Raw genomic sequence first — 17,279 nt, forward strand, 5'->3', positions numbered from 1 at the left:
CTGCGTGCATTTCGTTGGTCGCATTCGGGCGCGCAGGGACTATATTCAATCCAACAGGAGGCCCAATGACACGAACGCTAGCCTTTGTTTTTTCGGCGCTATTTCCACTGGCGGCCCTTGCAGCTGACGGGGCAGCCCCGGCTGACGATGAATTTATCCGCCCTGTGGGGGATAGCGAGCTCAGCGAATATCTGTGGATCAAGCGGCCCATTGTTGTCTTTGCCGATACACCTGCTGACCCGCGATTCCAGCAGCAGGTCGACATGCTTTTGGAAGGGGAGGACGTCATGCGCGACCGCGATGTGGTCGTTCTGATCGACACTGACCCTGACGCCCGCTCGCCCATCCGGTCAAAACTGCGCCCGCGCGGGTTCCAGATGGTGTTTGTCGACAAGGACGGCGTGGTCAAACTGCGCAAACCTTCCCCTTGGAGCGTGCGTGAAATCGGTCGCTCCATCGACAAGACCCCCCTGCGCCAACGCGAAATCCGTGAACGGCGCGAGGGCGGCTGAACGCGTTTCCCATACCCGGCGGCCCCGGCGGCGACCGCCGGTTCCCTTGCAGGATATGACAAACGCACGGTCATGATCATTCAAACTCGATGATCACATCATCCACGGCAAGGCTGTCGCCGGGGCCTGCGTTGATCTTGGCAACGGTGCCTTTTTTCTCGGCGCGCAGGATGTTTTCCATCTTCATCGCCTCGATGGTGCACAGCGCCTGACCTTCCTGCACTTCTTGGCCCACTTCGACATTGACCTTCACAATCAGGCCGGGCATCGGGCAGAGCAGCAGTTTCGAGGTATCCGGCGGCAGTTTCTCGGGCATCAGCTTGGCCAGTTCCGCCTGACGCGGACGGCGCACATGCACCTTCATATCCGCGCCCCGGTTGCGGATCCGGAACCCGCCCGAGATTTTGTCGGCCTTCAGAACCAGCGGGCTACCGTCTACGTCCAGCACCGCCAGTTGGTCGCCCGGCGTCCACTCCGAGGCCACGCGCAATGTCGCGCCGTCTTCGAATTTGACCGTCGCGCCCTCTTTATCGGCATTCACCTGAACTGCGTATTCCTGGCCCTGCAGGGTCACGACCCAGCGTTTGCCGACCTTGCGTTCATGGTTGTCCATCCGGCCCGATACACGGGTGCGGCGAATCTCGGCCACCCGGTGCATGGCGGCGCAAGAGGCTGCGATCTGGCGCAGGTCAGCCTCGGGCAGCTCTACGCCCTGGAACCCATCGGGGTACTGTTCTTCGATGAACGCGGTAGTCATCTCGCCCTTGATGAAGATCGGGTGATCCATCACTGCCGACAGGAACGGCAGATTGTGCCCGATGCCTTCGACCTCGAAACTGTCCAGCGCCACCCGCATCGCCTCAATCGCTTGATCACGGGTCGGGGCCCAGGTGCACAATTTGGCGATCATTGGATCGTAATACATACTGATCTCGCCGCCTTCATAGACGCCGGTATCGTTGCGAACGGCGGCCTCTCCGCCGGGGGCCTCACCCTGCCATTTGTCATTTACCAACAGCGGACCAGCGGCAGTTTCCTGAGGCGGGCGGTAGCGCGTCAAACGACCAATGGACGGCAAGAAACCACGATAAGGATCTTCGGCATACAAACGGTTTTCAATCGCCCAGCCGGTCAGTGTGACATCGTCCTGCGAGATCGACAGCTTCTCACCGGCCGCGACGCGGATCATCTGTTCGACCAGATCGACACCGGTGATCAGTTCGGTCACCGGGTGTTCCACCTGCAGGCGTGTGTTCATTTCCAGAAAATAGAAGTTCTTGTCACCATCAACGATAAACTCGACCGTGCCAGCGCTGGCATAATCCACAGCCTTGGCCAAGGCCACCGCCTGTTCGCCCATCGCCTTGCGTGTCGCCTCGTCCAGGAAAGGCGATGGCGCCTCTTCCACAACCTTCTGGTTTCGGCGCTGAATCGAGCATTCGCGTTCGCCCAGATAGATGCCATTACCATGGCTGTCGCACAGAACCTGAATCTCGATGTGACGGGGTTGGGTCACGAACTTCTCAATGAAAATCCGGTCATCGCCAAAGGAATTCGCGGCTTCATTCTTGGAGGACTGGAACCCTTCGCGCGCCTCGTCGTCGGTCCATGCGATCCGCATACCCTTACCACCGCCACCAGCACTGGCCTTGATCATGACCGGATATCCGATCTCATTCGAAATCTTGACGGCCTCGTCGGCGTCTTCAATCAGGCCCATATAGCCCGGAACCGTAGAGACGCCGGCCTCTTGCGCGATCTTTTTAGAGGTGATCTTGTCACCCATGCTTTCAATCGCACCGACCGGAGGGCCGATAAAGGCCACGCCTTCGGCATCCAGCGCTTGGGCGAATCTCGAGTTTTCCGACAGAAAACCATACCCCGGGTGAACCGCCTGTGCGCCGCTCTGACGGATTGCCTCCATCACCCGGTCGATGACGATATAGGACTGGTTTGCAGGCGGTGGGCCAATATGCACCGCCTCATCCGCCATCGATACATGCAGGGCGTTCTTGTCCGCGTCAGAATAGATGGCGACCGTGCCGATGCCCATCTTGCGGGCGGTTTTGATAACCCGGCAGGCGATCTCGCCCCGGTTGGCGATCAGGATCTTGTTGAACATGGAACGTCCTCTGTCTTGAAGTTCTGGAAACGCAAAACGCCGCCGCGGGGCAATGGCCCCACGACGGCGTGTCGCGCGATGACGGTCGGGGCGACGGGGGCCCCGAAGATTTCGTTATCTACAGTTGTTCTGGGTCTTGCAGTAAAGCACGTTGCCTGCCGCGCCGACCACGGCACCCAACAGCGGGTCGGCACTGACGACTGCCGCGCCAACGGCGCCGGCTCCGCCGCCAAGCAACGCCTGCTCCCCGGTCGAGTCTCCGCACGCCGCGAGCCCTGCACAGGTCGCCATTGCAAGAATGACTTTCGAGATTCGCATGATGTCTGCCCTTTTTGGTTTTTTAACAATTTCAGAGCCAGATGCGGGAAATCGCCACTGTTATTCAATAACGAGCCTACCGAAATGCCCATTTGCGCAGTTTTATGCCATCCAATGACTGAAGTTTGCACAAAGAAAAACGCGGGCAGGACATTGTGAAAACCACAAGCCTGCCCGCGGAAGGAAGGGGTACGGAATAGTAGGTGCGCGTGCGACGCAGGCAAAGTAGAGCCGCACGACCCGCTCACCATGCACGGCCCGGTTGCACCTGCAAACCGGGATTGGCCAGTGGTGAAATTTCCGGCCAGAATCTGCCCATTCAGCGAAATATCGCGCAGAAACGCGCCGATTCCGCTTGCGTGAACTTTGGTTGAGCAGGGTGAAATTCGCGCCCCGACAGTTACGCAAACCTTTGTTTTATCAGCGCTACCTGAGAGCGAATGACCTGAAGAATTCGATCCTAAGTCGCCGCGGCCACCCCCCGCCGACTGGCCTTTTTCCTGCCCAAGCCTTGAAGGTTCTCCCACCACCAAGCCACGGGTGATACACGCCATAGAATCAGCGGTTTGCGCCGTTTCCCTCAGGTATTTTGCGCGATTGTCACGCGCCCGATCTGCACAGCGCACATATCCTTCTTGGCCCAACCGGGGCAAAGAAACCCTGTTGGAATTTCCAAGGCGTTTATGTGCGACGACGTCGATCACCTTCAGCTATCCCCGCCGAAAATGTCAGGAAACGAGGCTCTGGCCACGCTCGGATCAATGACCAGCAATGCATCATAGCTGGCGGGGTCAAACGGATCCTCCGCCGGAATGACCTCACGCCCGAAAAACCAGCTCAGGCGACCGGCATCCAGATTGCCACGTTCGAATGGCTGGTCGCCGAAATGCTCCCACAAGGCCTCGATAAAGGCTGCATCCGCGCGACGATCAGCAGGTTTACGATCCCGGAACCGTTCACGCGTTGTCAGTGGGGTAACACCCTTTGGGTTGGCCCGTCTGATAGTGAATTGATAATCCGTCCCGGTCAGACGGCCGGGAAATCCGCGATGTTTCAACATTTCAGCGCCTCTTCGCTAAGGTCCTTTGAGGCGAAGGGGAATGCACAGAAATTGTGGTAATTGACAACCATTCTCAAATCCCTCCATCCCAGACACATTGGGAATCCTGCAGAAGATACGCTTCGAAGAACTGCGTGGCATCCGGCGCGGTATGGCCAAAATCTATCGGCTTGTTCGACAGGGAAATCACAACCCTGGCTGGTTCCAGGTTGTGGTGCGCGACATAGGCCACTGCCAGCGTCTGACACAGGTGCTCCATGTCGATCGTGGCGACATCATATCCAATGCGTCCCACATCCGAGCCGATCTTTGGCGCGATGAACCGAAAGCGCAGCCATAACTCGCCCGGATTGTTGTCCAGCAGGACGTCGTTCAGATGTACAGGCTGCCCAGAGGGCACCGGCACCAATGCTTCAGCGAATGTAGGCGAACCAAGACAGAGAATTGCCAGACATAAGGCGCGATCCCAGACCCACCAAAGGCGAGCTCCTCTCTCCGGGATCGCGCGCGCATGCCTACTGGCCCGCGCTTTTCTATGTCCAATAAGGCATTTCATCTAGCAGCTTTGCTCTCAAAGTCAAATTCGCCGTTTGGGGGTCTTTACACCAACGTGCCGAGAGGCAGGCACACCAGAGCACCTGCCCCGCGACCTTCAGCTTACAGCGGAATGTTATCGTGCTTTTTCCAGGGGTTTTTCAGTTGCTTGTTACGCAAGCTTGCAAAAGCTCGCGATACGCGGCGGCGGGTCGAATGCGGCATGATCACCTCATCAATGAATCCACGTTCCGCAGCCACAAACGGATTGGCGAACCGGTCCTCATAGTCCTGAGCGTGCTGTGCGATTTTCTCGGCATCGCCCAGATCCGCACGGTGGATGATTTCGGTCGCGCCCTTGGCCCCCATCACCGCGATCTCGGCGGTTGGCCAGGCATAGTTGAAATCGCCACGCAGATGTTTGGATGCCATCACGTCATAGGCACCGCCATAGGCCTTTCGGGTGATCACTGTGACCTTCGGAACGGTCGCCTCGCCATAGGCAAACAGCAGTTTTGCGCCATGTTTGATCACACCGCCATATTCCTGCGAGGTTCCCGGCAAAAAGCCCGGCACGTCGACCAGTGTCAAAATCGGAATTTCAAAGCAATCACAGAACCGGACGAAGCGCGCGGCTTTTCGGCTGCTGTCGATATCCAGACAGCCGGCCAGCACCATCGGCTGGTTGGCTACAACACCTACGGTCTGACCTTCCAGACGGATAAAGCCCGTGATGATGTTCTTGGCGTAATCTTCTTGAATTTCGTAAAAATCACCCTCGTCCGCCACTTTGGCAATGAGTTCTTTCATGTCATAAGGCGTGTTCGGGTTGTCCGGAATCAACGTATCCAGCGAAGCCTCAATCCGGCCCGGCTCGTCAAAGAAGGGACGAACGGGCGGTTTTTCCTTGTTGTTCAACGGTAGGAAATCGACAAGACGGCGCACTTCGGCCAGTGCTTCGACATCATTTTCGAATGCACCGTCGGCAACCGAGGATTTCTTGGTATGGGTCGATGCACCACCCAGCTCTTCGGCGGTTACAACCTCATTGGTGACTGTCTTGACGACATCGGGGCCTGTCACAAACATGTACGAGGTGTCTTTGACCATAAAGATAAAGTCGGTCATCGCCGGACTGTAGACGGCGCCACCGGCGCAGGGGCCCATGATCACACTGATCTGCGGAACCACGCCCGAGGCCATGATGTTACGCTGGAACACCTCGGCATAACCCGCAAGCGAGGCCACACCTTCCTGGATTCGCGCACCACCCGAATCGTTGATGCCGATCACCGGAGCACCATTCTGGATTGCCATGTCCATGATCTTGCAGATTTTCTGCGCGTGGGTTTCCGACAGAGACCCGCCGAAAACGGTGAAGTCCTGGCTGAAGACATAGACCATACGACCATTGATTGTGCCCCATCCGGTGACGACACCATCGCCTGCAGGCTTTTGATTTTCCATCCCGAAATCCGTGCAACGATGGCTGACAAACATGTCGAATTCTTCGAAACTGCCTTCATCCACCAACAGCTCTATGCGTTCGCGTGCGGTGAGCTTGCCCCGCGCATGCTGCGCATCAATACGTTTTTGCCCACCTCCCAGCCGTGCATCGTTGCGGCGGCCTTCAAGCTCGGAAAGGATGTCTTTCATAACGATGATCCCCTTTGAAATTTGGCGCGACACTATACTTAGTTTCGTTCAGACCAAAGCCTCATTCGGCAAATTTGCAAATCTTTGAAAATACAGTTTCGGGTAATTGTAAACATGCAAAGTTTCGCACTGAGACACGGTCACGGATGGCAATCCCAAAAACCGTCACTATACATGTGAACCATGCAGTTTACTTTTTCGCCAGCGCGTCGTTCGCCCCCCACCATTGCCACACTTGTGATGCTATCCGGGCTGTCAGCGCTGAGCTTGAATCTTTTCCTTCCCAGCCTGCCCAATATGGCCGCGTATTTTGACGCAGACTACAAAGTCATGCAGCTGTCGATCGCTCTGTATCTGATGATCAGCGCAGTAATCCAAATTCTGATCGGCCCCATCGCAGATAAGGTTGGCCGCAGGCCAGTTATTCTCTGGGGATTGGTTCTGTTTCTGATTGCGACACTGGGTTGCATCTACTCCCCGAACGCCGAAGTATTTCTGGCCTTCAGGATGTTTCAAGCGGTCGTCGCAGTTGGAATGGTCCTTAGCCGTGCAGCGGTGCGAGACCTTTACGAAGCAGATCAGGCCGCTTCGATGATCGGCTATGTCACCATGGGAATGGCCATTGTTCCAATGATTGGCCCTGCCATCGGCGGCTTTCTGGAAGAGAGCTTTGGCTGGAAGGCAAATTTCTGGCTTCCTTTCGGGCTGGGTCTACTGGCGCTAATGCTGACCTATTCCGACTTCGGAGAAACATCCCGCAAAAGCGGGCTGACCTTGCTGCAGCAGTTTCGTGAATACCCGGAATTGCTCAGATCCCCTCGGTTCTGGGGCTATTCCATGGCCTCAGCCCTGTCGTCGGGCGCTTTTTTCGCCTATCTGGGCGGCGCGCCTTTCGTCGGGACTGAACTGTTCGGCCTAACAGCGTCAGAACTGGGCATTTACTTCGGCGCCCCTGCGGTGGGTTATTTCTTCGGCAACTTCTTCAGCGGCAGGTTCTCTGTCCGCTTTGGCGTGAACCGGATGGTTCTTTGGGGGTGCTGGATGAACGCAACCGGCGTTGCACTGTCGACTATCGTGTTCCTTACGGGCTTCGGCTCGGTTCTCAGCTTCTTTGGGTTCATGACCATTGTTGGTGTGGGCAATGGTATGACCATTCCAAACGCAACTTCAGGCGCACTGTCCGTCCGCCCGCACCTGGCCGCGACAGCATCTGGGCTGAGCGGGGCCATCATGCTGGGCGGCGGAGCTGGCCTGAGCGCGCTCACGGGCGCAATACTAACCCATGAAACAGGCGCGATGCCGCTGCTGTGGCTGATGTTGGCCTCTGCAACATTTGCCATCGTTGCTATTGCCATCGTGATCCGGCGCGAACGGTATTTGGGCCTGTAACACGCCTTGCGCAGGACGGTTTGCAAAGCTAGCGTTCAAGATTAGAAAAGTTGCAAAGGCACGCCATGGCGACCCAAAAGCTCTATGCTGGTGCAAAACTGCGTGAAATGCGCACGCGCCTGACGCTGACACAAAAGGAATTCGCAGCCAAACTGGGGGTTTCGCTTCCCTATCTGAACCAGATGGAGAATAACAACCGCCCGATCTCGACCACGGTTGTTCTGGCTCTGGCGCAGGAATTCGGCATGGACGTGACCGAACTTAGCACTGGCGACAGCGAACGTCTGGTCTCAGACCTGCGCGAGGCGCTGGCGGACCCCGTGTTTGATGACGCCATGCCACCGCTCGCTGATCTGCGCCTGACAGCTTCAAACGCCCCCGCAATGGCCCGAGCGTTTATCGCCCTGCACCGCACGTATCGCCAGACGCATGAAAGGCTGGCCTCGCTGGACGAAGCCCTGGGACGTGAAGACGCACAGATTCAGGCCAGCCCCTGGGAAGAAGTGCGAGACTTTTTCCATTATTGCGACAACTACATTGACGCGGTTGACCGGGCTGCGGAACGATTTTCTGGCCGCGCCCAGGACAAAGGCGGAATTCGCGCCGCCGCAATCGAAAGCTTGGGTGAAAATGGTATTCGCGTTCAGTTCCCGGATATCGAAGAAACCCGGAAATACGATGCGGATAGCAAAACATTGCTGCTGTCATCACGGATTGCACCGCAAACACAAGTGTTTCAGCTGCTCTTGCAGGTATCCCTAATCAATCAGGACAAGCTGCTTGAAGCGACACTGGATTTCGCCAAATTTCACAGTGATGAGGCGCGCGCGATTGCGAAGATCGGCTTGGCGAATTATTTCGCTGGCGCCTCTCTGATGCCCTATGGCGAATTTCTCAGTGCAGCCCAGCTTTACCGCCATGATTTGGAATTGCTCAGCAATCGTTTTGGAGCATCCATCGAACAGGTGGCCCACAGGCTTTCGACGCTGCAGCGCCCCGGTGCAAAGGGGATACCATTCTTCTTTGTTCGGGTGGATCAGGCCGGAACGATCACAAAACGCCACTCCGCCACGCGCCTGCAATTTGCGCGCTTTGGCGGTGCGTGCCCGTTGTGGAATGTGCACCGCGCCTTTGAAACTCCGGGTCACTTCCTGCGGCAGCTTGCCGAAACCCCGGACGGGGTCCGCTATATCTCGCTAGCGCGGGATGTTTCGAAATCGGGCGGTTCGTACGGAGCGCCTGTCCGGCGCTATGCGATTGCGCTGGGATGCGAGGTCCGCCACGCCGAAGCGTTGGTCTATGCGGACAATCTGGATATCTCAAACGCCAGTGCCTACGAGCCCATAGGTATCTCGTGCCGGATCTGCGAACGCCAGAACTGCCACCAACGGTCAGTTCCTCCGCTGGAACGTCGCCTGTCCATCGACACTCATACCCGCGGAACCCTACCCTATGAAGTCACCTGAGCTTTACCCGGCCTAAAACCGCGGCCAGCCGAAACGGGGGCAATGCCCCCGCCCAACCCTTAAGCGTTCGACAAAATCGCCCAGATCTCATCCTTCAGTGCGGCGCGTTTCTTGCGCAGCTCGCCTTCGGCAAGATCCTCCATCGGCTCGACGTTGGTTTCCGCGCGGTGCACGATACGATTGACCTCATGATACTCTTCGGCCAGCCGAGAAAAATGCGCATCGGACTGTTTAAGCTGACTGATCAATTCGACCTTGTCGGGAAACTCTTCGGCCAATTCGTGCGGGGTGTGGGACATTCCTGTTCGCTCCTTAGAAAATGCGTTGCGATTCAGGTCTATATTGGTCCCACTCCCTCCGCTTTGACGCGGATCAAATCAGCGCTGCGCCGAAGCCCATTGCGGATGAATCCAAGGCTGATCATTGGCTTTGGGCAACGGGTCTTTGCCCAGCAGATGATCTGAGACTTTCTCGCCCACCATGATCGACGGCGCATTAAGGTTGCCGTTGGTGATTTGCGGAAAGATCGAACTGTCCGCCACACGCAGCCGATCCACGCCGATCACCCGGCCTTCGGAGTCGACAACCGCGTTCTGGTCATCCAGCCGTCCCATCCTGCAGGTGCCGCAGGGATGATAGGCACTTTCGGCATGCTCAGCGATAAAGGCGTTCAACTCTTCATCTGTTTGTACCGCAGCACCGGGCTGAATCTCTTTCCCGGCAAAGGGTCTGAACGCCTCTTGCCCGAAAATCTCTCGCGTCAGGCGGATACAGGTGCGGAACTCCTCCCAGTCTTTTTCCTGGCTCATGTAATTGAACCGGATGACAGGTGCGTCCTCGGGTCGAGCCGAGCGCAATGTCACAGCACCCCGTGATTCCGATCGCATCGGACCCACATGTGCTTGGAACCCGTGCCCCTCGGCCGCAGCCTGCCCGTCATAGCGCACCGCCATCGGCAGGAAGTGGTACTGGATGTCGGGGTATTCGACACCCGGCCTTGATCGGATGAAGGCCGCGCTTTCGAACTGGTTCGAGGCACCAAGGCCGGTCTTGGTGAACAGCCATTGCGCCCCGATCAGGCCTTTGCTGACCAGGTTCCAGTGTTTGTAGAGCGTGATCGGCTGAAGCGAGGCTTGCTGGATATACAGCTCCAAATGGTCCTGTAGATTTGCGCCAACTCCCGGACGGTCTGCAACAACTCCGATCCCCTGCTCAGCCAAATGCGCAGCCGGGCCGATTCCAGACAGCATCAACAGCTTCGGCGAGTTGATGGACGAGGCTGCGATGACCACTTCGCGGCGGGCGCGGATGACCTCTGTCTTGCCGCCACGGATCAGTTCAACACCAACAGCGCTTCCGTTTTCCAGAACAATCCGGGTCGCAAGACCGCGCACGATATCGCAGTTCTCGCGCTTGAGCGCAGGCCGCAGATAGGCATTTGCCGCCGACCAGCGCCGCCCTTTCCAGACGGTCTGCTCCATCGGGCCGAAGCCTTCTTGCTTTTCACCGTTATAGTCGCCCGTGACTTCATACCCGGCTTGCTGGCCCGCATCGACAAAGGCCTGGAACAGCGGGTTCGCACGCGGGCCCCGCGACACATGCAGCGGCCCGTCAGTGCCCCGCCACGCGGAATCCCCACCATGACCGCCGTCATGCCAGGTCTCCATCCGTTTGTAATATGGCAGCACATCCGCATAAGACCAGCCATCCGCGCCCATCTCGGCCCAAGTATCGAAGTCCCGGGCGTGGCCGCGCACATAAACCATTCCGTTGATCGAAGAGGACCCACCAATCACCTTCCCTCGCGGGCAGGCCAGGCGGCGGTTGTTCAGATGCGGCTCAGGCTCGGATTGATAGCCCCAGTCATAGCGCGACATGTTCATCGGATAGCTTAGCGCGGCGGGCATCTGGATAAACGGGCCCATGTCGGTACCGCCATGCTCGATCACCAGAACCGAGGCGCCGGCCTCACTCAAACGATATGCCATCGCGCAGCCTGCGGAACCTGCGCCGACGATGACGAAATCTGCTTCCATTTTCGGGTCTCCATTCTCAACCGGAGCCAAGATTTTTCATCGAAAAATCTCTGCCTGACCGGAGAGGGTCTTGTTAATTCGGGTTGTTACTCTCCGCGTGGAAAGCGTTGGCTTTCCTCGACGATATTCAGATCCATGTGGTTACGCATGTACCGCTCAGATGCTTTCTGCAGGGGCTGGTAGTCCCAAGGATAATACCCGCCCTGGCGCAACGCCTCGTACACGACCCAGCGACGCGCCTGGCTGGCGCGAACTTCGGCGTCGAACCGATCCAGATCCCAACGGGCATCGGACTTGGCACGCAAGGTCTGTAACGTTCCTGCATGCTCTGGCCTGTCTGCAAGGTTCTCCAACTCGGAAGGGTCCGCCTCGAGGTCGAACAGTTGATCAGGGTCTAGCGCACATCGGTTGTATTTCCATTTGCCATAGCGCAAGGACACCAGTGGCGCATAAGAGGCCTCGGCTGCATATTCCATCGCGACCGGCTCACTGCGCTCGTGCCCCATGGCCAGCGGCACAAGGTTTTCGCCATCTGTCCACGGCGCGATCTCTGCCATATCGACACCGGCAAGAGCACCCAAGGTCGGCGTCACATCTATGGTCGAAACCGGAGCGTCGATCCGGCCCGCTGGCAGATCGGGCGCACAGATCATCAGCGGGACGCGGGATGACCCTTCATAGAAGGTCATCTTGAACCACAATCCGCGTTCACCAAGCATATCGCCATGATCCGAAACGAACAGAATGATCGCCTCTTGCCGCGTGGTCTCTAACACCTCGAGGATTTCTCCGACCTTGTCGTCCAGATAAGAGATATTGGCGAAATAGGCGCGGCGTGATTTGCGGGTATCTTCTTGAGTGATGTCAAAGCTGCGCCAGTCATTGGCGTCAAAAATCCGTTTCGAATGCGGGTCCTGATTATCATAACCAAGGTCGGCAATCTCGGGCAGAAGGTGCTCGCAATCTTCGTACAGGTCCCAGTATTTGCGACGTGCAACATAGGGATCATGCGGGTGGGTAAAGCTTACAGTCAGGCACCATGGACGGTCGTCCTTGCCACGGGCCAGATCGTATAGCTTGGACTTGGCGTTATAGGCCACCTCGTCGTCATATTCCATTTGGTTGGAAATCTCGGCTACACCTGCGCCCGTGACCGAACCCATATTGTGATACCACCAGTCAATCCGCTCGCCTGGTTTACGGTAGTCCGGGGTCCAGCCGAAATCGGCGGGGTAGATGTCGGTGGTTAGGCGATCTTCAAACCCGTGCAACTGATCGGGCCCGACGAAATGCATCTTGCCCGACAGACAGGTATAGTACCCTGCACGGCGCAGATGGTGGGCATATGTCGGAATATCACTGCCAAACTCGGCGGCATTGTCATAGACACCAGTGCGCGACGGCAACTGACCGGACATAAAACTGGCCCGACCCGGCGCGCACAGGGGCGACGCCGTATAGGCATTCGCAAATCGCGTGGATCGTTCGGCCAGCTTTTTCAGGTTTGGCGCATGCAGCCAATCGACAGGACCGTCAGGAAAAAGGGTCCCGTTCAACTGATCCACCATCAGGATCAGAATATTAGGTTTTGTCATTTCTCAGCCTCGAGCAAGGTGCTGAGCACGCGCATCGCGTGGTTTACAGCCAGTTGCGGTTCTTCCGGGGCGCTCAGCGCGGCGTGGATATAAAGTCCGTCGATCAAGGCGATCATGTTCCCGGCCGCCTCAACCGGATCGGCCAAATGCGGGCGAAGCGCATAAACCAGGTTCGACCGGATACGGGCCTGATAAATCTGCCACAATCGCAGAGCGTCGTCATTGGTCTGCGCAAGAACGTAGAACGTCATCCACGCTGCCGTCACATCCGGCGTGAAACAGGATGGGGCAAAGCATGCCCGGATGATCGCCTGCGCGCGTCCACTTGGCGTGGCTGCTTTCAGTTCGGACCGGACCTCTGCCCCGAAATCCGACAGGATGCGACGCATCGCTGCCAGAAAAATCTGATCTTTACCGCCGAAATAGTGATGTGCCAGCGCGCTGGACATGCCAGCCCGCTTAGCGATCTGGCTGACGGTTACATCGAGGGATTTTTTCGACCCGAGCTCAGCAATCGTTGCCTTTACGATCGCATCACGGCGGATTGGCTCCATTCCGAGTTTCGGCATCCGTACCCCTCAACTGCTTTTGATAGAAAAACGCTAGGAGATTTTTATTGACTCGTCAATTAATAACGTTTTTTCGGCCGAAATCGGCTAAAGTTTAGGTGCAATACTGGGGGTCGTCAGGCTGCTGCGGTTCAACACGGCCTCGCGCCAGGCAATAAAACTGACTGCCAACAGAATCAGCGTGCCCCCGGCGACCACCCACAAATCTACGCTTTCGTGGAAAACCAACGCCCCAACCAGCGTGGCCCAGATCAGCTGTAAGAATGTGACGGGCTGCGTCACTGCTACGGGGGCGGCCTGCAGGGCCAAGGTCATCAGATAGTGTCCAAGTGTGGCAAAACAGGCAACCAGAAACAGCACACCCAAATCATGGAGACTTGGCGGGGACCACACGGCAATGGCGAAAGGTATCAGCGCCATCGTCACCCATATGGACATATGTGCAACCACGACCGAGGGCGGCAGATCTCGCACCAGCATCTTGGCCAGCAGGTAGGATGCACCAAGCGTCAACGAAGTCCCCAACATGGTCACGTGACCAACCGAGATATCCCGAAACCCAGGTCGGAGAATAATTGCGACACCGATCAATGCGACACCAATGGCGGCAATCCGGCGGAAGGCTAGTTTCTCGCCTAGAAACAGCACAGCACCCAATGTGACATAGACTGGCGTCATGTAGTTCATGGCCGTGACTTCGGCCAACGGAATTCGGGTCATGGAAAAAAACCACAGCATCACGGCAATGGCGTGAACCACCCCGCGGATGCCGAACAGTGTCAGATGCCTACGTGTCAGAGGTGTCGTAACGATCAGCCTTAACGCTGGCAGTAGGAACACCAACCCAAAGACAAAGCGCAGAAATGCGGCCTGTATCGGGTCCATGGAGGTGCCCAGAGATTTGACGAGCGCAGTCATGACAACAAAGGACAGACCGGCGGAAAACATCCAGAACATTCCCGCCAATGGCCGATAGGTGTTAGGTCGAGTTGTCATGTTAACGGTTCAACACCGAAACACAGGCGGGAACAAGACCTCAGATCGCCACCAGCTTGGCCGCAATCGCCAGCATGACAAAACCGATAACAACATCCAGCACCTGCCATGCCCTTGGGCGGGCAAAGACCGGCGACAGAATCCTTGCCCCGTAGCCCAACGAGAAGAAGAAGACAAAGCTGGACAGCATCGCTCCAATAGCAAAGGCCAACCGGTCATCATATTGTGCAGATATCGACCCGATCAGAACCACCGTGTCCAGATAGACATGCGGGTTCAACCAGGTGAATGCCAGCACGGTCAGCAGGACAGACCTCAGACTAGAACGTGTCCCTTCGCTGACATCCATGGAAGACCCGCCGCGCCAGGCCGATAGCAGGCTGCGCAACCCGTACCAGGTCAGAAACACAGCCCCGCCATAGCGCATGACCGGCTCGAACCAAGGAGCAGTCTGAGCAAGCGTTCCGAACCCGGCAACCCCTGCCGCAATCAGAATGGCATCCGATACGGCGCAGGTCAGGCATAGGGCAAAAACATGTTCGCGGCGCAGCCCTTGACGCAGGACAAAGGCGTTCTGCGCACCAATGGCCAAAATCAGACTAAAGCCCAGAGCGAATCCGGAAATCAGAGATGCGGACATGAAACCTCCTGTGTTCGATTTGATTGACTAGAGCCAGTCAGTCGACTTATCAAATTAAAGAAGTTACACCTGGTTAAGCTCTGCTAATGTTGCTGGATCCCAATCACCTTGCCGCACTTTCGGCCATTCTACGCCACGGAAGCTTTGACGCCGCCGCCACAGAGCTGTCGGTGACGCCTTCGGCGATATCGCAGCGGATCAAGTCATTAGAGGATCGGATAGGCGCCGCTCTGATCACTCGTGGTGCGCCCTGCACAGCGACACCCGCCGGCCTGCGCATTGCCAGATACGCCGAGGATATCGGGCTGCTTGAGGCACAGTTGGCCCGTGAACTGGCGTTGGAGGGAACCTCTGGCCCGACCCAGGTGCGCATTGCAATTCCTGCAGACAGTTTGGCCACATGGTTCATCGCTGCGATGGCCCAAACAGATGAGTTGCTGTTCGATCTGGTAATTGATGACCAGGACCATTCGGCCGATTGGCTGCGCCGCGGTGAGGTCAGCGCGGCTGTTACCACCGGAGGGCAACCGGTCTCTGGCTGCGATGCCCATCCACTTGGGGATTTCAGGTATATTCCAACGGCCAGCCCAGGTTTTATGCAAAAATGGTTCCGGGACGGTGTAACCAAAAGCAGCCTTGCCATAGCACCGTGCCTGACCTTCAATCAAAAGGACGGTCTTCAGAAAGCCTGGTTTGCGAGAGAGTTTGGGCACCACATTTCCCCGCCATCGCATTTTCTGCCATCCTCACACGGGTTTGTGGATGCAGCGATCGCCGGCATCGGGTGGGGAATGAACCCGATTGAGCTGGTACAAAAGCCTTTGGCAGATGGCCTGTTGTGCCCCTTGATACCAGACACGCCCCTTGATGTTCCGCTGACCTGGCAGGTCGGGCGTGTCTTATCCTCGGCCCTTTCGCCGCTGACCGCCGCTGTAAAGCGCGCGGCTGTCGACGCGCTTATTCAACGATAGACAGGATTGGCCGATCAGGATGGCTCGGGCGCTTTAGGAATTGGCGTGACCACCCGGTAACAGGCAAAAGCTGCGATCAGGCTCACCAAGACAACGATCAAAACCGCCGCCGAGACCTCGTGCATATGTGCCAGACCAGCCAGCGCCGCCGACACGATGACCGCAACAATCCGCGAGATGCTTTTCACCGCAGCCGCCCCTTTGACCCGCTGATCAAACGGGGCGATATCCAGAAAATACAACTTTCGGGCACTGCTGATGCCTGTAACCGCCACGGTCACCACAAACAGGGCAACCGCATGAGTGTGCACCTGATGACCGATATGGAGGTAATGGACCGCCAGCAGCCCTGCTCCGGTCAAGGCCACCATCAAAGTTCCGGATACCATGACCGCCCGGTGGGATTTCAGGTTAACAAACTGCCACAAAGGCGCAGAGACCAGATATCCAGAGGCCGACGAAATGATCATTGCGGTAAGGCCTTTGGCCGAACTGTGATGTGCCTCGGCCGCCATCAGGGCAAAGAACGGAACCGATAGACTGACAACCACAATCGGAAGGCGCATGACCATATAGCGCCGGAACCAGGTCTGGTTGAACATCGCCAGAATATCGGTGAAATATTCGGACCAATGCCTTTTGTTTTCGTCCTCAGGCGCTGTGGAAATTTTCTGATGCGGAACTTCGGACATCGCCAGGATTGATAGGCCAGACAACAGAAAAAACACCACTGCAACTCCGATCACAACCGAATGGCGCGCAAACGGAGGGTTGCCCAGCGTGATTTGATGGACCAACAGAACAAGACCGATTGCGCCCAATCCGCCGGCGCCTAACTGCAGATATCGCATGATCATACGTGACCTGGACTGAACGTGCGCGCCCAGCAGGTCAGTAAGCAGCAATGTCTGGATCTCACCCACAAGACCGATCAAAAAAAATGCGGTGATAAAGGCTGTGGCCGTGAACACGAGACTGCCCGTCGCGGCCGCCGCCAGAGCCATGACAAGGCAGGCCCCGATCAATACTTCGGTCATCGCGATACTGCGTTTCTTCTGTTCGCGCAGCGCAATGACCTGGGCCAGAAACACGTCGGCGATCATGCTGCCGACCATGCGGATTGAAACCAGCGCGCCGGCGATGAACATCGGAAGTTCCAGCGAAACGGCAAGAAACGGCAAGACAATGGACGGGCTGCCAAGGGTCCAGGCGACCTGGGACAGAATGCTCTGCCCGGTCAGGACGGGCACATTACGTTTGGCCAATTCAGATTGGGGTTCGGTCATCTGCACTTTGACTCGCTGCTCCAGCTATTCGACCCAGCCTATGAGTTCGAACCTGATCGGCCAATAGCCCTATCCTCCAACCAACAAAAAAACCCGGCCTGAGGGCCGGGTTTCCAAATCTCAGGATGC

16 protein-coding genes are annotated in these 17,279 nt (G+C 57.0%); 4 read left to right on the forward strand and 12 right to left on the reverse strand.

Annotation, left to right across the window (positions count from 1 at the left end):
- Nucleotides 1–65: 65 nt before the first annotated feature.
- Complete coding sequence (locus AC2FH9_RS13020) at nucleotides 66–512, forward strand: DUF4174 domain-containing protein (RefSeq protein ID WP_496677726.1); 447 nt, start codon at nucleotides 66–68, stop codon at nucleotides 510–512.
- A gap of 76 nt (nucleotides 513–588) precedes the next feature.
- Here AC2FH9_RS13020 and AC2FH9_RS13025 read toward each other — a convergent pair whose 3' ends face one another.
- From AC2FH9_RS13025 to AC2FH9_RS13045, 5 genes are all read right to left on the reverse strand, one after another.
- A complete protein-coding gene (locus AC2FH9_RS13025; RefSeq protein WP_496871816.1) occupies nucleotides 589–2,634 on the reverse strand; it encodes an ATP-binding protein in 2,046 nt (681 codons plus the stop codon).
- 114 nt (nucleotides 2,635–2,748) lie between these two features.
- Nucleotides 2,749–2,952, reverse strand: a complete 204-nt coding sequence (locus tag AC2FH9_RS13030) for a hypothetical protein (protein ID WP_142636801.1) — start codon at nucleotides 2,950–2,952, stop codon at nucleotides 2,749–2,751.
- 706 nt (nucleotides 2,953–3,658) lie between these two features.
- Entirely contained in the window at nucleotides 3,659–4,012 is a 354-nt protein-coding gene (locus AC2FH9_RS13035; RefSeq protein ID WP_142636799.1) for a hypothetical protein, read from the reverse strand.
- Nucleotides 4,013–4,085: 73 nt separating this feature from the next.
- The gene (locus AC2FH9_RS13040; RefSeq protein ID WP_496750235.1) at nucleotides 4,086–4,412 is read right to left on the reverse strand and encodes a DUF6497 family protein; all 327 of its coding nucleotides are present in this window, start codon (nucleotides 4,410–4,412) and stop codon (nucleotides 4,086–4,088) included.
- A 257-nt stretch (nucleotides 4,413–4,669) separates the two neighbouring features.
- Entirely contained in the window at nucleotides 4,670–6,202 is a 1,533-nt protein-coding gene (locus AC2FH9_RS13045; RefSeq protein WP_142636795.1) for an acyl-CoA carboxylase subunit beta, read from the reverse strand.
- Between the two features lie 183 nt (nucleotides 6,203–6,385).
- Here AC2FH9_RS13045 and AC2FH9_RS13050 point away from each other — a divergent pair, with 183 nt between their 5' ends.
- The gene (locus AC2FH9_RS13050) at nucleotides 6,386–7,591 is read left to right on the forward strand and encodes a multidrug effflux MFS transporter (protein ID WP_281972733.1); all 1,206 of its coding nucleotides are present in this window, start codon (nucleotides 6,386–6,388) and stop codon (nucleotides 7,589–7,591) included.
- A gap of 65 nt (nucleotides 7,592–7,656) precedes the next feature.
- Complete coding sequence (locus tag AC2FH9_RS13055) at nucleotides 7,657–9,057, forward strand: helix-turn-helix domain-containing protein (protein WP_142636792.1); 1,401 nt, start codon at nucleotides 7,657–7,659, stop codon at nucleotides 9,055–9,057.
- Nucleotides 9,058–9,116: 59 nt separating this feature from the next.
- Here the strand turns inward: AC2FH9_RS13055 and AC2FH9_RS13060 are convergent, their stop codons facing one another.
- From AC2FH9_RS13060 to AC2FH9_RS13085, 6 genes are all read right to left on the reverse strand, one after another.
- Nucleotides 9,117–9,356, reverse strand: coding sequence for an HP1242/YdcH family protein (locus AC2FH9_RS13060; protein WP_142636790.1), 240 nt, complete (start codon nucleotides 9,354–9,356; stop codon nucleotides 9,117–9,119).
- Between the two features lie 78 nt (nucleotides 9,357–9,434).
- Nucleotides 9,435–11,093: a choline dehydrogenase gene (gene betA / locus AC2FH9_RS13065; protein WP_496871818.1), complete on the reverse strand. Its 1,659-nt coding sequence runs from the start codon at nucleotides 11,091–11,093 to the stop codon at nucleotides 9,435–9,437.
- Between the two features lie 86 nt (nucleotides 11,094–11,179).
- A complete protein-coding gene (betC, locus tag AC2FH9_RS13070; protein WP_496712807.1) occupies nucleotides 11,180–12,688 on the reverse strand; it encodes a choline-sulfatase in 1,509 nt (502 codons plus the stop codon).
- Nucleotides 12,685–13,257, reverse strand: coding sequence for a choline-binding transcriptional repressor BetI (gene betI, locus AC2FH9_RS13075; RefSeq protein WP_271949443.1), 573 nt, complete (start codon nucleotides 13,255–13,257; stop codon nucleotides 12,685–12,687). The genes betC and betI overlap by 4 nt, the downstream gene beginning before the upstream one ends.
- 87 nt (nucleotides 13,258–13,344) lie before the next feature.
- The gene (locus tag AC2FH9_RS13080) at nucleotides 13,345–14,253 is read right to left on the reverse strand and encodes a DMT family transporter (RefSeq protein ID WP_496871820.1); all 909 of its coding nucleotides are present in this window, start codon (nucleotides 14,251–14,253) and stop codon (nucleotides 13,345–13,347) included.
- Nucleotides 14,254–14,293: 40 nt separating this feature from the next.
- Entirely contained in the window at nucleotides 14,294–14,893 is a 600-nt protein-coding gene (locus AC2FH9_RS13085) for a LysE/ArgO family amino acid transporter (protein WP_281972730.1), read from the reverse strand.
- An 86-nt stretch (nucleotides 14,894–14,979) separates the two neighbouring features.
- Here AC2FH9_RS13085 and AC2FH9_RS13090 point away from each other — a divergent pair, with 86 nt between their 5' ends.
- Nucleotides 14,980–15,864: a LysR family transcriptional regulator ArgP gene (locus AC2FH9_RS13090; protein WP_496693833.1), complete on the forward strand. Its 885-nt coding sequence runs from the start codon at nucleotides 14,980–14,982 to the stop codon at nucleotides 15,862–15,864.
- Between the two features lie 14 nt (nucleotides 15,865–15,878).
- Here AC2FH9_RS13090 and AC2FH9_RS13095 read toward each other — a convergent pair whose 3' ends face one another.
- Nucleotides 15,879–17,150, reverse strand: a complete 1,272-nt coding sequence (locus AC2FH9_RS13095; RefSeq protein ID WP_496750240.1) for a permease — start codon at nucleotides 17,148–17,150, stop codon at nucleotides 15,879–15,881.
- Nucleotides 17,151–17,279: the final 129 nt, after the last annotated feature.

It is taken from the genome of Ruegeria sp. CDSC081 (assembly GCF_059610485.1).